This window comes from Mesorhizobium sp. M1A.F.Ca.ET.072.01.1.1 (assembly GCF_004023325.1).
Classification (GTDB): domain Bacteria; phylum Pseudomonadota; class Alphaproteobacteria; order Rhizobiales; family Rhizobiaceae; genus Mesorhizobium.
In genome coordinates, this window is record NZ_RZSF01000136.1 from 1 (window position 1) to 16,445 (window position 16,445).

Below are 16,445 nucleotides of genomic sequence, written 5' to 3' on the forward strand. Positions count from 1 at the left end.
GTCCACACCGCACTGTCCTTCGACCTGGTCGGCGAGGATGTGCTGGTCACCGGCGCCGGCCCGATCGGCATCATGGGCGCGCTGGTCGCGCAATGCGTCGGCGCGCGGAAAGTCGTCATCACCGATATCAACCCGGTCCGGCTGGAACTGGCGCGCAAGCTCGGCGTCCAGCATGTGGTCGACGCCTCGAAGGAGAAGCTGCGCGACGTGATGCCGGCACTCGGCATGACCGAAGGTTTCGACGTCGGGCTGGAGATGTCGGGCGCCGCGCCAGCCTTCCGCGACATGATCGACACCATGAACAATGGCGGCAAGATCGCCATCCTCGGCATCGCGCCGACCGGTTTCGAGATCGACTGGAACAAGGTCATCTTCAAGATGCTGCATCTCAAAGGCATCTACGGCCGCGAGATGTTCGAGACCTGGTACAAGATGATCGCCCTGGTGCAGGGGCCGCTGGATGTCTCGGGTCTGATCACGCATCGCATCGGCATCGACGATTTCCAGGTTGGGTTCGATGCGATGCGCAGCGGGAGTTCCGGCAAAGTGGTGATGGACTGGTAGGGTTTGGTTGAAGCAGCATCCTGGCAATGCTGCGGGACAGCTCCCTCTTTGGCCTGCCCGACAGAGGGGGTGTGAAGGATCGCTACGAAGAAGATAAAGCCTCTTCCAGTGCTGCCACCCCCCTTACAATCGCCGCTCTCTCTTCCGCGCTCAGCCTCGCCAGCAGCTCCCTTTCAAACGCCTTCGCCAGCGGCACCATCTCGCGATAGGCGGCGAGCCCCGCCTTGGTCAGCGTCAGATGCTCGACGCGGCGGTCGTTCTCGTCGGGCGTTCTTGTCAGCCAGCGCCGACGTTCGAGCTCGGCGACCGCGCGCGACACCTTGGTCTTGTGCATGGCCGACTGCTCGCCGAGTTCCGTCGCCGTCATCATCCCGCGCTGGCCGAGGCCTGAGAGCGTGCGCCATTCCGGCCGCGTCAGACCGTGGCGCTCCTTGTAGATGCGCGAGAATTCGCGGCTCACGGTGTCGGCCAGCCGGTAGAGCCGGTAGGGCAGGAAATTTTCTAGCTCGAGAATTTCCGGTTTGATTTGGCGCACCATCGATGCGGGGTTCGGCGTTGATAGTTACATTTTCGATGGTTACAAATGAAACCAGTTTGGTCAACATCACCGGAAAGCCTTCCTCAACGCTGAGGGCGGCAGCCCGGGATCAGGGAGGATCGGATGGCCTTTTCCTATATGCCGGGCTTCGGCAATGATTTTGAGACCGAGACGCTGCCGGGATCGCTGCCGCAGGGCCGCAACTCGCCGCAGCGGCCGGCCTACGGGCTCTATGCCGAGCAGCTTTCGGGCTCGCCCTTCACCGCGCCGCGCGGCACCAACGAGCGCTCCTGGCTTTACCGCATCCGCCCAAGCGTGAAACACACCGGCCGCTTCAAGGGCGCGAGCTATCCTATGTGGAAGACCGCGCCCAACGTCGGCGACCACGAGCTGGCACTCGGCCAGTACCGATGGAACCCGGTTCCGATCCCGACCGAGCCGACCGACTTCATTTCCGGCATTCGCACCATGACCACGGCCGGCGACGCGGTCGGCCAGTCCGGCATGGCGGCACACGTCTATGTCGCCAACCGCTCTATGGTCGACGACCATTTCTTCAATGCCGACGGCGAGCTCATGATCGTGCCGCAGGTCGGCACGCTGCGCTTTGTCACCGAGATGGGTGTCATCGAGCTTCGCCCCGGCGAGATCGCGGTGCTGCCGCGCGGCCTCGTCTTCAAGGTCGAGCTCGCCGACAGTCAGGCGCGCGGCTATGTCTGCGAGAACTACGGGGCAAAATTCACCATGCCCGACCGCGGCCCGATCGGCGCCAATTGCCTGGCCAATCCGCGCGACTTCAAGACCCCCTGCGCCTGGTTCGAGGAGAAGGAGACGCCATGTCGGCTCATCGTCAAATGGTGCGGCACTTTCCACGTCACCGAGCTTGGTCATTCGCCGCTCGACGTCGTCGCCTGGCATGGCAACTATGCGCCCTATAAATATGATCTGGCGACGTTTTCGCCGGTCGGCGCCATCCTGTTCGATCACCCTGACCCGTCGATCTTCACCGTGCTGACGGCGCCGAGCGGCGAGGAGGGCACGGCCAATGTCGACTTCGTCATCTTCCCGCCGCGCTGGCTGGTGGCGGAAAACACTTTTCGGCCGCCCTGGTACCACCGCAACATCATGAGCGAGTTCATGGGCCTGATCGACGGCCAGTACGATGCCAAGGAGGAAGGTTTTGTCCCCGGGGGCATCAGCCTGCATAACCAGATGCTGGCGCACGGCCCCGACGCCTCCGGCTTTGAGAAGGCCACCCGCGCCGACCTGAAACCGGTCAAGCTCGACAACACCATGGCCTTCATGTTCGAGACGCGCTTTCCGCAGATGCTGACGCGCTACGCCGCCGAACTCGACACCTTGCAGGCGAACTACATCGACTGCTGGGCCGACCTGAAGAAGCGCTTCAACGGCACGCCGGAAGGCGACTGGTCCTGATTGGTGAGGTCAGAGTCAGGAAAACATCGGCGGGTGGCTTGACGATCACTCGCGACGGCCCTGTTGTGGGACGAGCGGCACAAAGCCCGCGAGGAGAGGAAACCGCATGAAGCTTGCCACTTTGAAGAACGGGACGCGCGACGGGAAGCTGGTCGTGGTCTCGCGCGATCTGACGCGGTTCACCGACGCTTCTTTCCTGGTGCCGACGGTGCAGGCTGCGCTCGACAATTGGGAGCGCTTGGCGCCGCATCTGGCGGCGATGGCGGAATCGCTCGAGACCAACGCGGTGCCCTCGGCCCGCTTTCACGAGCATGACGCCCATTCGCCGCTGCCGCGCGCCTATCAATGGGCGGACGGCTCGGCCTATGTGAACCATGTCGAGCTGGTGCGAAAGGCGCGCGGCGCCGAGATGCCGGCGAGTTTCTGGACAGATCCGCTGATCTACCAGGGCGGCTCGGACTCCTTCCTTGCACCGCGCGATCCGATCCGCATGGCCGACGAAGCCTTCGGCATCGACATGGAGGCGGAAGTTGCCGTCATCGTCGGCGATGTGCCGATGGGCGCCGGGCCGGGCGAGGCGCGCGAGGCCATCCGCCTCGTCATGCTGGTCAATGATGTGACGCTTCGCGCCATCACAGGGCCGGAACTGGCAAAAGGCTTCGGCTTCTTCCAGTCGAAGCCGTCTTCTGCCTTCTCGCCGGTCGCGGTGACGCCGGACGAGCTTGGTGATGCCTGGGACGGCGGCAAGGTCAGCCTGCCGCTGCTCGCCGATCTCAACGGCAAACCGTTCGGCCGTGCCAATGCCGGCATCGACATGACCTTCGATTTCCCGGCCTTGATCGTGCATGCCGCGAAAACGCGGCCGCTTGCCGCCGGCACCATCATCGGCTCCGGCACCGTCTCCAATAAGCTGAATGATGGGCCAGGCAAGCCGGTCGCGGCAGGCGGCGCCGGCTATTCGTGCATCGCCGAACTGCGCATGATCGAGACCATCGAGAGCGGCGAGCCGAAGACACCGTTCCTGCGCTTCGGCGACACGGTGCGCATCGAGATGAAGGACAAGGCCGGCCATTCCATCTTCGGCGCCATCGAGCAGAAGGTCGAGAAGTACGAGGGGGAGAAAGGAACCTGAAAAGGTGACCCTGCTCGAGCATCTTCGCCGCATGGCTCGCAACAATTTGTGGTCGAACGACCGGCTCTACCGCGCCGTCCTGGAGCTTCAGCCCGGCGAGTTCGAGGCTGGTCGAACCAGTTTCTTTCCCTCGATCAAGGAGACGCTCAACCACATCCTCGCGGTCGATCGTCTCTATCTCGATTTTCTGACCGATGGCGGCCTCGGTGCTGCGGCCTATGACGACTTCACACCGTTCGACGATGCGTCACGCCTGGCCGCTGCACAGACCGATTTTGACCGCAGGCTTGTCGCCTTCTGCGACGGCCTGTCGGAGGCAGATCTCGACCGCCGCGTCATCACCGACCGCCGCGAGGACGGCATGATCCCCGAAAGGATCGGCGACATCCTCGCCCATGTCTTCCTGCACGACATCCACCATCGCGGCCAGGTGCACGCGATGCTGTCGGGCACCTCGGTTGCACCGCCGCAATTGGATGAGTTCTTGCTCGATTACGACATTAAGCTCAGGAAGGACGAGGTCGAGCGGCTTGGGTTGTGAACAAGCGAGAGCGCTTCGGGAATTATTGCAGTTACGAAAATTATTGACTTAATTCATGTAGGTACATAAATTCAGATGCAGATCGTCTGGGATGAACCTAACGGTTGGCCAACATTGACAAACACGGCTTGGATTTCGCGGCGCTAGACGAGGAGTTTTTCCTTGCCTCGGCGATCCGGGCGGCCAAATCCGGCCGTTTCATGGCGATTGGTCGGGTAGTCGGCGGCGGCGTTGTTGCAGTGGTCTTTTCCCGGCTTGGCTCCGAAGGCATCTCGGTTGTTTCAATGCGGGCGGCCAACCAGACGGAAAGGAGATTGTTCGATGGCGAAAGCTAAGCTGAACACTACAAAGCTGGACAACGGATTCAAGGCAGGCAAGGGATTCACCGAGGAAGATTGGGATGCGGTTTCGCACAATCCCGAATGGACCGAGGAGGATTTTCGGAATGCTCGTCCCTTCGCCGACGTGTTTCCGGACCTTGCCGAAAGCATTCGCCGCTCGCGTGGTCGGCCGGCACTCGACAATCCGAAGAAGCAGGTAACGCTGCGCCTCGACAGCGATGTGGTTGCTCGTTTCCGTGCCAGCGGGCCCGGCTGGCAGAGCCGAATCAACGAAATTCTGAGGAAGGCCGCCGGCCTTTAGAGTAGCCGACGGCTTGGTCTTTCGGCTGACTACGCCGCCCTGCCATCCAGCTTGATCACGCCACGCTTGATCTGGTCCTGCTCGATCGATTCGAACAGCGCGCGGAAATTGCCTTCGCCAAAGCCTTCGTCGCCCTTCCTCTGGATGAATTCGAAGAAGATCGGCCCGATCACCGTCTTCGAGAAGATCTGCAGCAGGATCTTGGTCATACCGCCGTCGACGACGCCTTCGCCGTCGATCAGGATGCCGTGCTTCTTCATGCGCTCGATCGGCTCGTCATGGCCGTGCACGCGCTCATGCGACATCTCGTAATAGGTGTCGGGCGGGCCGGGCATGAACTTCAGCCCGTTGGCGGCGAGCTTGTCGGTGGCATCGTAGATCGCGTCCGTACCGACGGCAATGTGCTGGATGCCCTCGCCATTGTACTTCTTCAAATACTCGGCGATCTGGCTGGTTTCGTCCTTGGACTCGTTGAGCGGAATGCGAATCTTGCCGCAGGGCGAGGTGATCGCCCGGCTGACCAGTCCGGTGATCCTGCCGTCGATGTCGAAGAAATGGATCTGCTTGAAGCCGAACAGGTCACGGTAGAAATCCCACCAATTGTCCATGTTGCCGCGATAGATATTGTGGGTCAGGTGGTCGAGATAGTAGAAGCCGACGCCGTCGGGTTTTGGATTGCGCTCGCCCAGCCACTCGAACTCGGCATCGTAAGCCGAGCCCTTGTCGCCATAGGTTTCGACGAAATAGAGGAGCGATCCGCCGATGCCGACGATCGCCGGCGCGTCGAGCGCCTTATCGGTGCCCTCATAGGGCACAGCACCCTTCGACACGGCATGGTCGAAGGCATGCTTGGCATCGACCACGCGCCACGCCATCGAGGCGGCGCAGGGGCCGTGCTTTTCGACGAATTTCATCGCATGGGAGCCTGGCTCGGCATTGACGACATAGTTGATGTCGCCCTGGCGCCAGACGGTGATGTCCTTGGTGCGGTGCTTCGCCACCGCGACATAGCCCATGCGGGCAAAGAGCTCGGCGAGTTTTGCCGGGTCTGAATGCGCGAACTCGACGAATTCGAAGCCGTCGGTGCCGGCGGGATTCGCCTTGCTGATCTTGGCGGGTGGGGCGTCATGCGGGAAGGGGCCCATGGCAGTCCTCCGAAAGCTGTTGCGGCCGTGCTTGGCTGATTTTTACCATAATAACGCTGGACGGCTGCATGGTGCTTGCATTCAACCGCCTGGAATGCCCACAATGTGCGCAGATTGTGCATGATTGGGGACAAAACCATGGATGATGCGCGCCTTGATCAATTTGACCGCAAGATACTGGCGCTCCTGCAAGGCGATGCGCGGCTCACCAACAACGACCTTTCGGAGCGTGTAAACCTGTCGGCCTCGCAGTGCTCGCGCCGCCGCCAGCGGCTGGAGGAAGATGGCTATATCAGGGGCTATCGCGCGGTGCTCGACCGCGACCGTCTCGGCTTTTCGCTAGTCAACGTGATTTCGGTAACCTTGGCCACTCACAACCGCGACAATGCCCGCCGCTTCGGCGAGCTGGTGGCGCGGCTGCCCGAGGTGCAGGAAGCGCACGCGCTGACCGGGGAGATGGATTACATCCTGAAGGTGGTGACGCCCGATCTCAAATCGCTGTCCGAGTTCGTCAACGGCGTGCTGCTGCCGCATGAATCGGTGCAGCACGTCAAGACAGCGATCGTACTGGAAACGCTGAAAGAGACCGGCGCGCTGCCGATTTAGTTGCGGAGATCTTTGTTCGATGCGACGGCGACGAGACGCGAACCTGCGGAATTGGCTCTCGCCAATGCGCCAAGCTTTCACCCCCGCTGCTGCTGGATCAGCCCATAGAGGCTGGTGCAGCGCGCGCCGGAGCGGCAATAGGCGAAGACCGGGCCTTCGAGCTCGTCCAGCGCTTCGGCCTGATCCTCGACATTGTCCATGGTGAGCTGGCCGCTGATCACCGGGATGTAGCGGAAGGCGAGCCCGGCGGCTTCCGCGGCCGCCTTGACGCTGTCGGCAGAGGGCTGGCCGGGCTGCTCGTCGTCCGGCCGGTTGCAGATGACGCTCTTGAAGCCGGCGTCCTTGATGGCAACGATGTCCTCGGGCTGGATCTGCCCCGAGACCGAATAGTCTTCGCTGATCTGGCGGTATTCCATAGCGTCGTCCTCGCAATCCTTGGCCGCAGTCATGCCACCGCGCGGCATTAGCGGCAATCCGTAGCACCGGATCTCTCTGCCAAATAGAGAGTGCGGGGCGGAAATCCAACCGGGCCGATTTTAGCCCGGTTGGATGATGCCGCTTAGCTTCCGAGCAGCGCGCCTTTGAACTGCTCGATGTTGTTGTGCATCATGTCGATATAGGTCGAGGCCGGGCCGCCGGGCGGCGACAGCGCATCGGAATAGAGCGTGCCGCCGACCTTGATGCCGGTCTCGCTGGCGATCTGCTCGATGAGCCTGGGGTTGGTGATGTTCTCGATGAAGATCGCCGCCGCCTTGTCCTGCTTGACCTGGTTGACCAGCTTGGCCACGTCGGCGGCCGAAGGCTCGGAATCGGTCGAGATGCCTTGCGGAGCAAGGAAGGTCAGGCCGTATGCATGCTCGAAATAGCCGAAGGCGTCGTGCGAGGTGATGACGACACGCTTGGCCTCGGGGATCGCCTGGATCGCCGCGGTCACTTCGCCCTCCAGCGCGCCGAGCTTCTGGGTGTAGGCGGCGGCATTGGCCTTGTAGCTGTCGCAGCCCGCGCTATCGGCGGCGCAGAATGCATCGGCGATATTCTTCACGTAGATCTTGGCATTGGCGATCGACTGGAAGGCGTGCGGGTCGTTGACCATCTTGCCGTCGCCGGTGCCGGCGCCTTCAGCCGCGTCGGCATCGGCGAATTCCGGCTTGAAGGCGATTGGCGTCACGCCCTTGGTCAGCGTCACGATCGTCGCCTTGGTGGCGCTGGTGTCGACCAGGCGCTGCAAAAAGCCTTCGAAATGCAGGCCGTTGACCAGCACGACATCGGCGCCGGCCATCGCCACCGCATCGGCGGGGGTCGGCTCGTAGACATGCGCGTCGCCGTCCGGGCCAACGATGGTGGTGATGTTGACGCGGTCGCCGCCGACATTTTTCGCAAAGTCAGCGATCACCGTGAAGCTCGCCACCACCTTGAGCGGCGCCGCAAAAGCGGACGATGTGGCGAAAGCGCTTAATGTTATAACACTCAGCGCCAGGCCGGCGCGGAAGGATTTCAACATTGGGAAGAGTCTCCTTGCTTGGGGATTAAGCTGTGCGGTGGCGGTGATGCACGATACGGGCGCGCAGCGCGCCGCGCGTGCCGAACAGGATCGAGCAGAAATAAACGACGCCGGCCGAAAGGATGATAGCCGGGCCGGACGGCAGCGAGGCGTGATAGGACAAAAGCAGTCCGGCTATGCAGGAGGCAAAGCCGATCAGCACCGCCAGCGCGCACATCGGCTCGACGCGAACCGTCCAGAAGCGGGCGGCGGCGGCCGGCAGCATCATCAGCCCGACCGAGAGCAGCGTGCCCAGCGCCTGGAAGCCGCCGACGAGGTTGAGCACGACCAGCCCGAGAAAGATGAAATGGACCGGGCTGCCCATGCGGCTCACCGAGCGCAGGAACAGCGGATCGAGGCATTCGGCGACCAGCGCCCGCCAGAAGATGGCGAGGCAGGCGAGCGTCACAACCACGATGCCGCAGATCAGGATCAGCGCCTCGTTGTTGAGCGCCAGCACGGTGCCGAACAGCACATGCATCAGGTCGACGCTCGAGCCTCGGATCGACACCATCAGCACGCCGATGGCGAGCGAGATCAGATAGAAGGCCGCCATCGAGGCGTCCTCGCGCTGGATGGTGAAGCGTGAAACCGCCCCCGCGCCGAGCGCGACGATGATGCCGGCGATCAGCCCGCCGACGGTCATCGGCAGGATTTCGAGGCCATAGAACAGGAAGCCCGCGGCGGCGCCGGGCAGGATGGCGTGCGCCATTGCGTCGCCCGACAGGCTCATGCGCCTGAGCATCAGGAAGACGCCGACCGGGCAGGCGCCGAGCGACAGAATCAGCGAGCCGAACAGCGCCCGCTGCATGAAGGCGAAATCGGCGAAGGGCTGGATGAACAGGCCGTAGAGAAACTCCATCACGCCGCCCTCGGTCCGGAGCCGTGGTGGTGATCATGCGGATGAGCGTGATCATGGTGGTCGTGTGCGTGATCATGGCCATGGTCATCGGGCTCGCACCAGGGCGCGTTCTCTTCCCAGGCCTCGTGGAAGCGCCGCGCCTTGAGCAGGTTTTCAGGCCTGAGCGTCTCTTTTGTGTCGCCCCAGGCGACAGGCTGGCGGGCGAGCAGCAGCGTCTCGGGAAAGTTCCGCCGCACGAGATCGAGGTCGTGGACGACCACCATGATCGTGCGCTCCTCGCCATGCCAGCGCTTTATCAGCTGGATGAGGTCGCCGACGGTCTTGGCGTCGACGGCATTGAACGGCTCGTCGAGCAGGATGAGGTCGGCATCCTGCAACAGCACGCGGGCAAACAGCGTGCGCTGCAACTGACCCCCGGAGAGCGTGTCGATCGGCCGCTTCTCGAAGCCGCCGAGCCCGACCGCCATCAGCGCCTTGCTGACCGACTCGCGATCCTCTTTGGTGTAGCGTCCGAGCATGCCGCGCTTCGGCCACAGGCCAAGCGAGACCAGGTCGACCACCCGCGCCGGGAAGCTGCGGTCGAGCTCCGACTGCTGCGGCAGATAGGCGGTGCGCACGCCTGGCGCGCGCACAACTGTGCCCTCCATCGGCTTTAGCACGCCGACAATGCCCTTCATCAGCGTCGACTTGCCCGAGCCGTTGGCGCCGACCACCGCAGTCAGCGAGCCTTTTCGGACCGTGCCGTTGAGGTGATGGATGGCCGGATGGCTGTTGTAGCCGAGCGTCAGGTCGCGGAAGGTCAGGCAGGCATTTGTCATCAGACGTTCCGGATCGGGCGCGAATTCGAGAGTACCCGTCGATATGTGATGTTATTACATTAGTCAACACGCCGGTTCGGCGGAATTATGTCCAGATCGGTCAACTCGCCGTGTACACGGAAGCGGTCCGGAGCCGACAAATTGGCTCAATCGGTTTCGCGCCGGTCGGCCTTGCCCGGAGCCGGCACGGACTCTAAACAGGCGCGACCCTAGAAAAGAAGGAACCTCCCATGAGCATTCGTCGTATCGATGTCGGCCCGCGCATGAGCCAGATCGTCATTCACGGCAACACCGTCTATCTGGCCGGCCAAGTCGGTGAGCCCGGCGGCAACGTCGCCTCGCAGACTCGCGACATCCTGAAGACCATCGACGAATTGCTGGCCAAGGCTGGCACCGACAAGACCAAGATCGTGCAGGCGATCATCTGGCTGGCCGACATGGGCACCTTCGCCGAGATGAATTCGGAGTGGGACAAATGGGTGCCGCAGGGCCACACGCCCGCCCGCGCCACCGGCGAAGCCAAGCTTGCCACCCCGGAATATCTGGTCGAGATCATTATCACGGCGGCGCTGTAAGGCGCTAAAACTGCCAATCTCCCCCTCGTGGGCACACGAGGGGGAGATTGCTCATCCCTGCGAAGGCGTGAACCGCGCCACAAGCGTGTGGCTTTCCGCCGGATAGATGAAGCGCACATGCGTGACCGGATGCTCGGCGCTCCAGGTGCGGCGCTCGACCACCAGGCAAGGCGCGCCGGGATCGATGTCGAGCGTGTCGGCGATAGTTTCGTCAGCCGCCATGGCGCGGATACGGTGCTCGGCCTCGCTCCACGGCACGCGTCCGATCAGCCAGGGGCCGGGCGCAATGTCGAGAAATTCTTCCTCGCTCGCCTCGCCCACCGCCGAAAGATTGATCAGGCGCTGCTCGAGCGCGAATGGCCGTTCGCCGGCAAAATGCAGCCCCTCCAGCCAAAGCACTGGACCCATGGCTGATAGCCCAAGCAGCGACCGATCCTCGGCATTGCCACGCCGTTTCATGCGCTCGAGCCGTTCATAACGATAGGGCAGGCCAAGCGCCTCGACCTCGATCCTGATGTCGTGCAGCTCCAGCACCGCCGCCTGCGACTGCGGCTGGCGCACGAAGCTGCCCGAGCGGCGGCGGCGCTCGATCAACCCCGCCTTGGCGAGCTGCGACAGCGCCTTGTTCACCGTCATGCGCGAACAATCATATTGAGCCGTCAGCTCGTGCTCGAACGGGATGCGGTGGCCGGGTGCCCATGCACCCGACAGGATTTTTTCCCGGATGTCGGACAGGATCCGCTGGTGCAGCGAGAGAGTCTCGCCGTCTTCCATCTCTGCCGTTTCGGTCATGCTCATCGGGATCAGCCCTCGGAAAGCGCCATCATCACTTTGCGGAAGCGCCCGGCGACCGCCTCGCGTTTGACATGCCTGCCGCCGCTCACCTGCTTCTTGCCATGCACCCAGACGCAATCGACCTTGCTGCCATTGGCAAAGATCCAGGCGTCGAGGATGGCATCGCCCGCCTTGCCGGCAAGCAAGGGGTGGCTGGCATCGAGCGAGACGAAATGGGCCGGACTGCCGACGGCGAGAGTTGAGGGGCCGGCGCCGAGCGCGATGCTGCCGCCATCGAGCGCGGCATCGAACAGCGCGCGGCCGGTAGAGCCGCCGGCGCGCGCCAGCACGTTGCGGGCGCGGTGGGCAAGGCGCTGCGAATATTCGAGCTGCCGAAGCTCGTCCGTCAGGCCGATCAGCACATTGGAATCGGAGCCGACACCGAAGCGGCCGCCATGTTCGATGAACGAGGGGGCGGCGAAAGTGCCGTCGCCGAGATTGGCCTCGGTGATCGGGCAGAGGCCAGCGATGGCGCCGGCCTTGGCCATGGCGATGGTCTCGGCTTCGGTCATGTGTGTGGCGTGGATCAGGCACCAGCGCCTGTCCACCTCAGCATGTCCGAGCAGGAACTCGACCGGACGCTTGCCCGACCAGGCGATGCAGTCCTCGACTTCCTTCACCTGCTCGGCGACATGGATGTGGATCGGCCCGTTCGGCGCCATCGCGGCAACCGCGTTGAGTTCGTCCGTCGTTGCGGCGCGCAGGCTGTGCGGCGCGAGGCCGACGACGGCTTGCTCCAGCGAGCGAACACCCTCGCGAGTTTTCTCAAGTAGACGTCCGAAACGTTCGACATCATTGATGAATCGCCGCTGGCCTTCGTTGGGAGCAGTGCCGCCGAAGGCCGAATGGGCATAGAAGACCGGCAGCAGCGTCAGTCCGATGCCGGCGTCGGCGGCGGCAGCCGCGATCCGCTCCGCCATCTCGGCGATGTTGGCGTAAGGCTGCCCGTCGCGGTCGTGATGCAGATAGTGAAACTCGCCGACGCGCGAAAACCCGGCTTCCAGCATCTCGACATAAAGCTGCGCCGCGACCGCCTCGACCTGGTCCGGCGTCATCGACAGCGCGAAGCGGTACATCACCTCGCGCCAGCTCCAGAAACTGTCGGCCGAGGGACCGCGCAACTCGGCAAGCCCCGCCATGCCGCGCTGGAATGCGTGGCTATGCAGATTGGGCATGCCGGGCAGGACGATGGCGTGGCGTTCGTCGCCGACGTGTGCCGAAGAGCCCGCTTCGACTTCAGAGATACGGCCGCCGTCGAAAGCGATCCTCACATTGCCCCGCCAACCGCCGGGCAGCAGCGCCTGTTCCGCAAAGATCGCCGTCACGTCCAAACTCCCAATCCGAATGCCCGAGCGACATTAACACTTGCGTCGCGTTTCAATATGTATATACATAATCGTCATCCTTTCAAATGGAAAAGATGATGGGTGGAGCAAACGGAAAGAGCGGCCTTCGTCTGTGGTGCAATGCGCGCCTGGCGACCATGGCCGAGGGTGCTGCCGGTCTCGGCATCGTCGAGAAAGGTGCGATCGCCGCGCGCGACGGGCTGATCGTCTACGCCGGATCGGAGGCCGACCTGCCGGCAGCCGCCGGGCAGGGCGCCGAAACGGTCGATTGCCAGGGCCGCTGGATCACCCCCGGCCTAATCGATTGCCACACCCACCTTGTCTATGCAGGCAACCGCGCCAACGAATTCGAGATGCGCTTGGCCGGCGCCACGTATGAGGAGGTGGCGCGCGCCGGCGGTGGCATCGTTTCCTCGGTCAAGTCGCTGCGCGCCGCGAGCGAAGACGAGCTCGTCTCCGAGACGCTGCCCCGCCTCGACGCGCTGATGGCCGAGGGCGTCACGACCGTCGAGGTCAAGTCCGGCTACGGCCTCGATGCCGACAATGAAAAAAAGTCGCTGCGCGCCGCGCGCCGTCTGGCCGGTGAGCGCTCCGTCACGATCCGTACGACCTGTCTCGCCGCCCATGCGCTGCCGCCTGAAGCCAGGGGCGACAAGGACGCTTTCATCGATCTCGTCGCCGGCACGATCCTCCCGGCAGTTGCCGCCGAAAAGCTCGCGGACGCCGTCGACGGTTTTTGCGAGGGCATTGCCTTCTCACCGGAACAGATCGCGCGCGTCTTCGATAAGGCGAAAGCGCTTGGCCTGCCGGTGAAGCTTCACGCCGACCAGTTGTCCAACCTGCATGGCGCCGCGCTTGCCGCGCGCTACGGCGCGCTGTCGGCTGATCACCTGGAATACACCGATGAGGAGGGCGCCGCGGCGATGGCCGAGTCCGGCACCGTCGCGACCATCCTGCCCGGCGCCTACTATTTCATCCGCGAGACCAAGAGGCCGCCGGTCGATCTCTTCCGCCGCCACGGCGTGAAGATGGCGGTCGCCACCGACTCCAATCCCGGCACCTCGCCGCTTACCTCGCTGCTGCTCACCATGAACATGGCCGCGACGCTCTTTGGCCTGACCATCGACGAATGCCTCGCCGGCGTCACCCGCGAGGCCGCGCGTGCGCTGGGGCTTCTCGACAGGACCGGCACGCTGGAAGCCGGCAAATCGGCCGACCTTGCCGTCTGGGATATCGAGCGTCCGGCCGAACTTGTCTATCGCATGGGCTTCAATCCGCTCCATGCCCGCATCTGGAGAGGACAATGACCGAACTGATCCTGAAGCCCGGCAGCGCGACGCTTGCCGACTGGCGGGCCATCTATCGCGGCGCCGTGCCGAAGCTCGACGATCCCTGCCAGCCGAAGATCAAGGCCAGCGCCGAATCCGTCGCCCGCATCGTCGCCAAAGGCGAGCCGGTCTACGGCATCAACACCGGCTTCGGTAAGCTTGCCAGCGTTCGCATTCCGGCAAACGACCTCGAAACGCTGCAACGCAACATCGTGCTTTCCCACGCCGCGGGCGTCGGCGAACCGATGCCGGCCCCCGTGGTGCGGCTGATGATGGCGTTGAAGCTGGCGAGCCTCGCCCAGGGCGCTTCCGGCGTGCGCGCCGAGACCATCGACCTGCTCCAGGGGATGCTCGCCAACGACGTCATTCCGGTCGTGCCGGCGCAAGGCTCGGTCGGCGCCTCGGGCGACCTCGCGCCGCTCGCGCACATGACGGCCGTCATGATCGGCGTCGGTGAATGTTTTACCCCGCATGGTCGTTTCCCGGCCAAGGTCGCCTTCGTCTCGCATGGGCTGGAACCGGTCACGCTCGGCGCCAAGGAGGGCCTGGCGCTGCTCAACGGCACCCAGTTCTCGACCGCCTTCGCGCTCGCCGGCCTGTTCGAAGCCGAGACGCTCTACCAGTCGGCGCTGGTCGCCGGCGCCCTGTCGACCGATGCTGCCCGCGGCTCCGACGCGCCTTTCGACCCGCGCATTCATCTGTTGCGCAAGCATCGCGGCCAGATCGAGACCGCGGACGCGTTGCGCAATCTGATGGCCGGCAGCGCCATCCGTGAATCGCACCGCGTTGGCGACGAGCGCGTGCAGGATCCATACTGCCTGCGCTGCCAGCCGCAGGTGATGGGCGCCGCGCTCGACGTCCTGCGCAAGGCGGCCGACACGCTCGAGACCGAAGCCAACGGCGTCACCGACAACCCGCTGATCTTCGCCGAAGACGACACCGCGCTCTCGGGCGGCAATTTTCACGCCGAGCCGGTGGCCTTTGCCGCCGACATGATCGCGCTTGCGGTCTGCGAGATCGGCTCGCTGTCGGAGCGGCGCATCGCCATGCTGGTCGATCCGGCGCTCTCCGGCATGCCGGCTTTCCTGACGCCGAAGCCTGGCCTCAATTCCGGTTTCATGATCCCCCAGGTGACGGCGGCGGCGCTCGTTTCAGAAAACAAGCAGAAAGCCTATCCGGCGAGCGTCGATTCCATCCCGACCTCGGCCAACCAGGAAGACCATGTCTCGATGGCTGCCCACGGCGCGCGCCGGCTGCTCGGCATGATCGAGAATGCAACGGCCGTCATCGGCATCGAGCTGTTGGCAGCCGCGCAGGGCTGCGATTTCCATGCCCCGCTCGCTTCGAGCGAAGCGCTGGAAACGGTGCGCAAGCTGGTCCGAGCCGAGGTGCCGCATCTCGACAACGACCGGCATTTCCACCCCGACATGGAAAAGGCGATCGCCCTGGTCCGCAGCGGCGCCGCGGTTAAGGCGGCGGGTGCGGTGGCGCTGCCGGGGATTGCGTCATGAGATTGAATGCTCTGATAGGTCGCGATTCTTCACGCCCCCCTCCGTCCTGCCGGACATCTCCCCCACAAGGGGGGAGATTGGCAACTTTGGCGCCCCGCTCCTTCTTGCAACGTGGACGATTGGCGAAAGCCGGCGTGATATCTGATCTCCCCCCTCGTGGGGGAGATGTCCGGCAGGACAGAGGGGGGCGCCGTAGAGCTCCAACCCTTGGAGCGCTCCAATGACCACGCCCTGGCTCACCATCACACGCGGTACGGCGCCGCTGCTGGTCTCGATCCCGCACACCGGCATAGACCTTGCGGGCCTCGACAGCCGGCTGGTCTCGACCTGGCTCGGCCGCCGCGACTGCGACTGGTGGATCGACAAGCTGTACGACTTCGCGAACGATCTTGGCGCCACAGTCGTCCACACCGCCATCTCGCGCACCGTCATCGACGTCAACCGCGATCCTTCCGGCGTCTCGCTCTATCCTGGGCAGGCGACGACCACCCTATGCCCCACCGACACGTTTGATGGTGATCCGCTCTACCGCATGGGCGAGGAGCCGACGCCGTCCGAGATCGACCGGCGCCGCGAGACTTACTTCGCGCCTTACCATGCCGCCCTGCAGGCCGAGATCGACCGTCTGCGCGGCATGCACGACAAGATCGTGCTCTATGACTGCCATTCGATTCGCTCGGTGCTGCCGCGCCTGTTCGAAGGCACGTTGCCGGTGTTCAATCTCGGCACCAATGACGGCAAGAGCACCGAGCCATCGCTGCAGGAAAAGGTAGCCGCCATCCTCGCGGCGAGCGGCGAGTCCTGGGTGGTCAATGGCCGCTTCAAGGGCGGCTGGATCACCAGAAGTTTCGGCCGGCCGCAAAACGGCGTCCATGCGCTGCAGATGGAGCTCTCGAACCGCGGCTATATGCGCGAGCCGTCGGAAAAGGGCGCGCCAGACAACTGGCCGGTGCCTTACGACCCAACCTACGCGGCGCCGATCCGCGCCACGCTGAAAACCATTCTCGAAACCGCGATTGCCTGGGC

General features: G+C 63.8%; 19 protein-coding genes. 11 read left to right on the forward strand and 8 right to left on the reverse strand.

Annotated features, from left to right (window positions below; translation table 11 throughout):
• Positions 1-564 (forward strand): zinc-binding dehydrogenase (locus EOA32_RS19125; RefSeq protein WP_145971318.1); only part of this gene is annotated, 564 nt, incomplete at its 5' end.
• An 82-nt stretch (positions 565-646) separates the two neighbouring features.
• Here the strand turns inward: EOA32_RS19125 and EOA32_RS19130 are convergent.
• On the reverse strand, positions 647-1,102 hold the full coding sequence (locus EOA32_RS19130; RefSeq protein ID WP_128372569.1) for a MarR family transcriptional regulator: 456 nt from the start codon (positions 1,100-1,102) through the stop codon (positions 647-649).
• 123 nt (positions 1,103-1,225) lie between these two features.
• On the opposite strand from EOA32_RS19130, the gene hmgA reads away from it, so the two are divergent.
• From hmgA to EOA32_RS19155, 5 genes are all read left to right on the forward strand, one after another.
• Positions 1,226-2,539 (forward strand): homogentisate 1,2-dioxygenase, encoded by a 1,314-nt coding sequence (hmgA, locus tag EOA32_RS19135; protein ID WP_095828591.1) that lies wholly within the window; start codon positions 1,226-1,228, stop codon positions 2,537-2,539.
• A 106-nt stretch (positions 2,540-2,645) separates the two neighbouring features.
• Entirely contained in the window at positions 2,646-3,671 is a 1,026-nt protein-coding gene (locus EOA32_RS19140; protein ID WP_128372570.1) for a fumarylacetoacetate hydrolase family protein, read from the forward strand.
• Between the two features lie 4 nt (positions 3,672-3,675).
• The gene (locus tag EOA32_RS19145; protein ID WP_128372571.1) at positions 3,676-4,212 is read left to right on the forward strand and encodes a DinB family protein; all 537 of its coding nucleotides are present in this window, start codon (positions 3,676-3,678) and stop codon (positions 4,210-4,212) included.
• Positions 4,213-4,340: 128 nt separating this feature from the next.
• Positions 4,341-4,547 (forward strand): hypothetical protein, encoded by a 207-nt coding sequence (locus tag EOA32_RS19150; protein WP_348632208.1) that lies wholly within the window; start codon positions 4,341-4,343, stop codon positions 4,545-4,547.
• The gene (locus EOA32_RS19155; RefSeq protein ID WP_128372572.1) at positions 4,534-4,854 is read left to right on the forward strand and encodes a BrnA antitoxin family protein; all 321 of its coding nucleotides are present in this window, start codon (positions 4,534-4,536) and stop codon (positions 4,852-4,854) included. The genes EOA32_RS19150 and EOA32_RS19155 overlap by 14 nt, the downstream gene beginning before the upstream one ends.
• 29 nt (positions 4,855-4,883) lie before the next feature.
• On the opposite strand, the gene hppD is transcribed toward EOA32_RS19155, so the two are convergent.
• The gene (gene hppD, locus EOA32_RS19160) at positions 4,884-5,999 is read right to left on the reverse strand and encodes a 4-hydroxyphenylpyruvate dioxygenase (protein WP_128372573.1); all 1,116 of its coding nucleotides are present in this window, start codon (positions 5,997-5,999) and stop codon (positions 4,884-4,886) included.
• Positions 6,000-6,137: 138 nt separating this feature from the next.
• Between hppD and EOA32_RS19165 the strand changes: the two genes are divergently transcribed.
• Complete coding sequence (locus EOA32_RS19165; RefSeq protein ID WP_059187534.1) at positions 6,138-6,605, forward strand: Lrp/AsnC family transcriptional regulator; 468 nt, start codon at positions 6,138-6,140, stop codon at positions 6,603-6,605.
• A gap of 77 nt (positions 6,606-6,682) precedes the next feature.
• Here the strand turns inward: EOA32_RS19165 and EOA32_RS19170 are convergent, their stop codons facing one another.
• The 4 genes from EOA32_RS19170 to aztA form a co-directional block, all read right to left on the reverse strand.
• The gene (locus EOA32_RS19170; protein ID WP_128372581.1) at positions 6,683-7,021 is read right to left on the reverse strand and encodes a TIGR01244 family sulfur transferase; all 339 of its coding nucleotides are present in this window, start codon (positions 7,019-7,021) and stop codon (positions 6,683-6,685) included.
• A gap of 143 nt (positions 7,022-7,164) precedes the next feature.
• Entirely contained in the window at positions 7,165-8,106 is a 942-nt protein-coding gene (gene aztC / locus EOA32_RS19175; RefSeq protein WP_128372574.1) for a zinc ABC transporter substrate-binding protein AztC, read from the reverse strand.
• Between the two features lie 25 nt (positions 8,107-8,131).
• Complete coding sequence (gene aztB / locus EOA32_RS19180) at positions 8,132-9,007, reverse strand: zinc ABC transporter permease AztB (RefSeq protein ID WP_095778581.1); 876 nt, start codon at positions 9,005-9,007, stop codon at positions 8,132-8,134.
• Positions 9,007-9,825, reverse strand: coding sequence for a zinc ABC transporter ATP-binding protein AztA (gene aztA / locus EOA32_RS19185; protein WP_128372575.1), 819 nt, complete (start codon positions 9,823-9,825; stop codon positions 9,007-9,009). Before aztA ends, aztB begins: the two co-directional genes overlap by 1 nt.
• A gap of 230 nt (positions 9,826-10,055) precedes the next feature.
• Here aztA and EOA32_RS19190 point away from each other — a divergent pair, with 230 nt between their 5' ends.
• On the forward strand, positions 10,056-10,400 hold the full coding sequence (locus EOA32_RS19190; RefSeq protein ID WP_095778583.1) for a RidA family protein: 345 nt from the start codon (positions 10,056-10,058) through the stop codon (positions 10,398-10,400).
• 51 nt (positions 10,401-10,451) lie between these two features.
• Here the strand turns inward: EOA32_RS19190 and hutC are convergent, their stop codons facing one another.
• On the reverse strand, positions 10,452-11,198 hold the full coding sequence (hutC, locus tag EOA32_RS19195; RefSeq protein ID WP_128372576.1) for a histidine utilization repressor: 747 nt from the start codon (positions 11,196-11,198) through the stop codon (positions 10,452-10,454).
• A 5-nt stretch (positions 11,199-11,203) separates the two neighbouring features.
• Entirely contained in the window at positions 11,204-12,559 is a 1,356-nt protein-coding gene (locus EOA32_RS19200) for a formimidoylglutamate deiminase (RefSeq protein ID WP_128372577.1), read from the reverse strand.
• A 98-nt stretch (positions 12,560-12,657) separates the two neighbouring features.
• On the opposite strand from EOA32_RS19200, the gene hutI reads away from it, so the two are divergent.
• The 3 genes from hutI to hutG form a co-directional block, all read left to right on the forward strand.
• Entirely contained in the window at positions 12,658-13,887 is a 1,230-nt protein-coding gene (gene hutI / locus EOA32_RS19205; RefSeq protein ID WP_189407237.1) for an imidazolonepropionase, read from the forward strand.
• Positions 13,884-15,419 (forward strand): histidine ammonia-lyase, encoded by a 1,536-nt coding sequence (hutH, locus tag EOA32_RS19210; RefSeq protein WP_128372579.1) that lies wholly within the window; start codon positions 13,884-13,886, stop codon positions 15,417-15,419. The genes hutI and hutH overlap by 4 nt, the downstream gene beginning before the upstream one ends.
• Before the next feature lie 220 nt (positions 15,420-15,639).
• A partial coding sequence (gene hutG, locus EOA32_RS19220) for an N-formylglutamate deformylase (RefSeq protein ID WP_128372580.1) occupies positions 15,640-16,445 on the forward strand: 806 nt, incomplete at its 3' end.

Bases quoted from the DNA above. Each gene is read 5' to 3' on its own strand.
- EOA32_RS19130 (WP_128372569.1), bottom strand. From the start codon at position 1,102: ATGGTGCGCCAAATCAAACCGGAAATTCTCGAGCTAGAAAATTTCCTG.
- hmgA (WP_095828591.1), top strand. From the start codon at position 1,226: ATGGCCTTTTCCTATATGCCGGGCTTCGGCAATGATTTTGAGACCGAG.
- EOA32_RS19140 (WP_128372570.1), top strand. From the start codon at position 2,646: ATGAAGCTTGCCACTTTGAAGAACGGGACGCGCGACGGGAAGCTGGTC.
- EOA32_RS19155 (WP_128372572.1), top strand. From the start codon at position 4,534: ATGGCGAAAGCTAAGCTGAACACTACAAAGCTGGACAACGGATTCAAG.
- hppD (WP_128372573.1), bottom strand. From the start codon at position 5,999: ATGGGCCCCTTCCCGCATGACGCCCCACCCGCCAAGATCAGCAAGGCG.
- EOA32_RS19165 (WP_059187534.1), top strand. From the start codon at position 6,138: ATGGATGATGCGCGCCTTGATCAATTTGACCGCAAGATACTGGCGCTC.
- EOA32_RS19170 (WP_128372581.1), bottom strand. From the start codon at position 7,021: ATGGAATACCGCCAGATCAGCGAAGACTATTCGGTCTCGGGGCAGATC.
- aztC (WP_128372574.1), bottom strand. From the start codon at position 8,106: ATGTTGAAATCCTTCCGCGCCGGCCTGGCGCTGAGTGTTATAACATTA.
- aztB (WP_095778581.1), bottom strand. From the start codon at position 9,007: ATGGAGTTTCTCTACGGCCTGTTCATCCAGCCCTTCGCCGATTTCGCC.
- aztA (WP_128372575.1), bottom strand. From the start codon at position 9,825: ATGACAAATGCCTGCCTGACCTTCCGCGACCTGACGCTCGGCTACAAC.
- EOA32_RS19190 (WP_095778583.1), top strand. From the start codon at position 10,056: ATGAGCATTCGTCGTATCGATGTCGGCCCGCGCATGAGCCAGATCGTC.
- hutC (WP_128372576.1), bottom strand. From the start codon at position 11,198: ATGAGCATGACCGAAACGGCAGAGATGGAAGACGGCGAGACTCTCTCG.
- hutI (WP_189407237.1), top strand. From the start codon at position 12,658: ATGGGTGGAGCAAACGGAAAGAGCGGCCTTCGTCTGTGGTGCAATGCG.
- hutH (WP_128372579.1), top strand. From the start codon at position 13,884: ATGACCGAACTGATCCTGAAGCCCGGCAGCGCGACGCTTGCCGACTGG.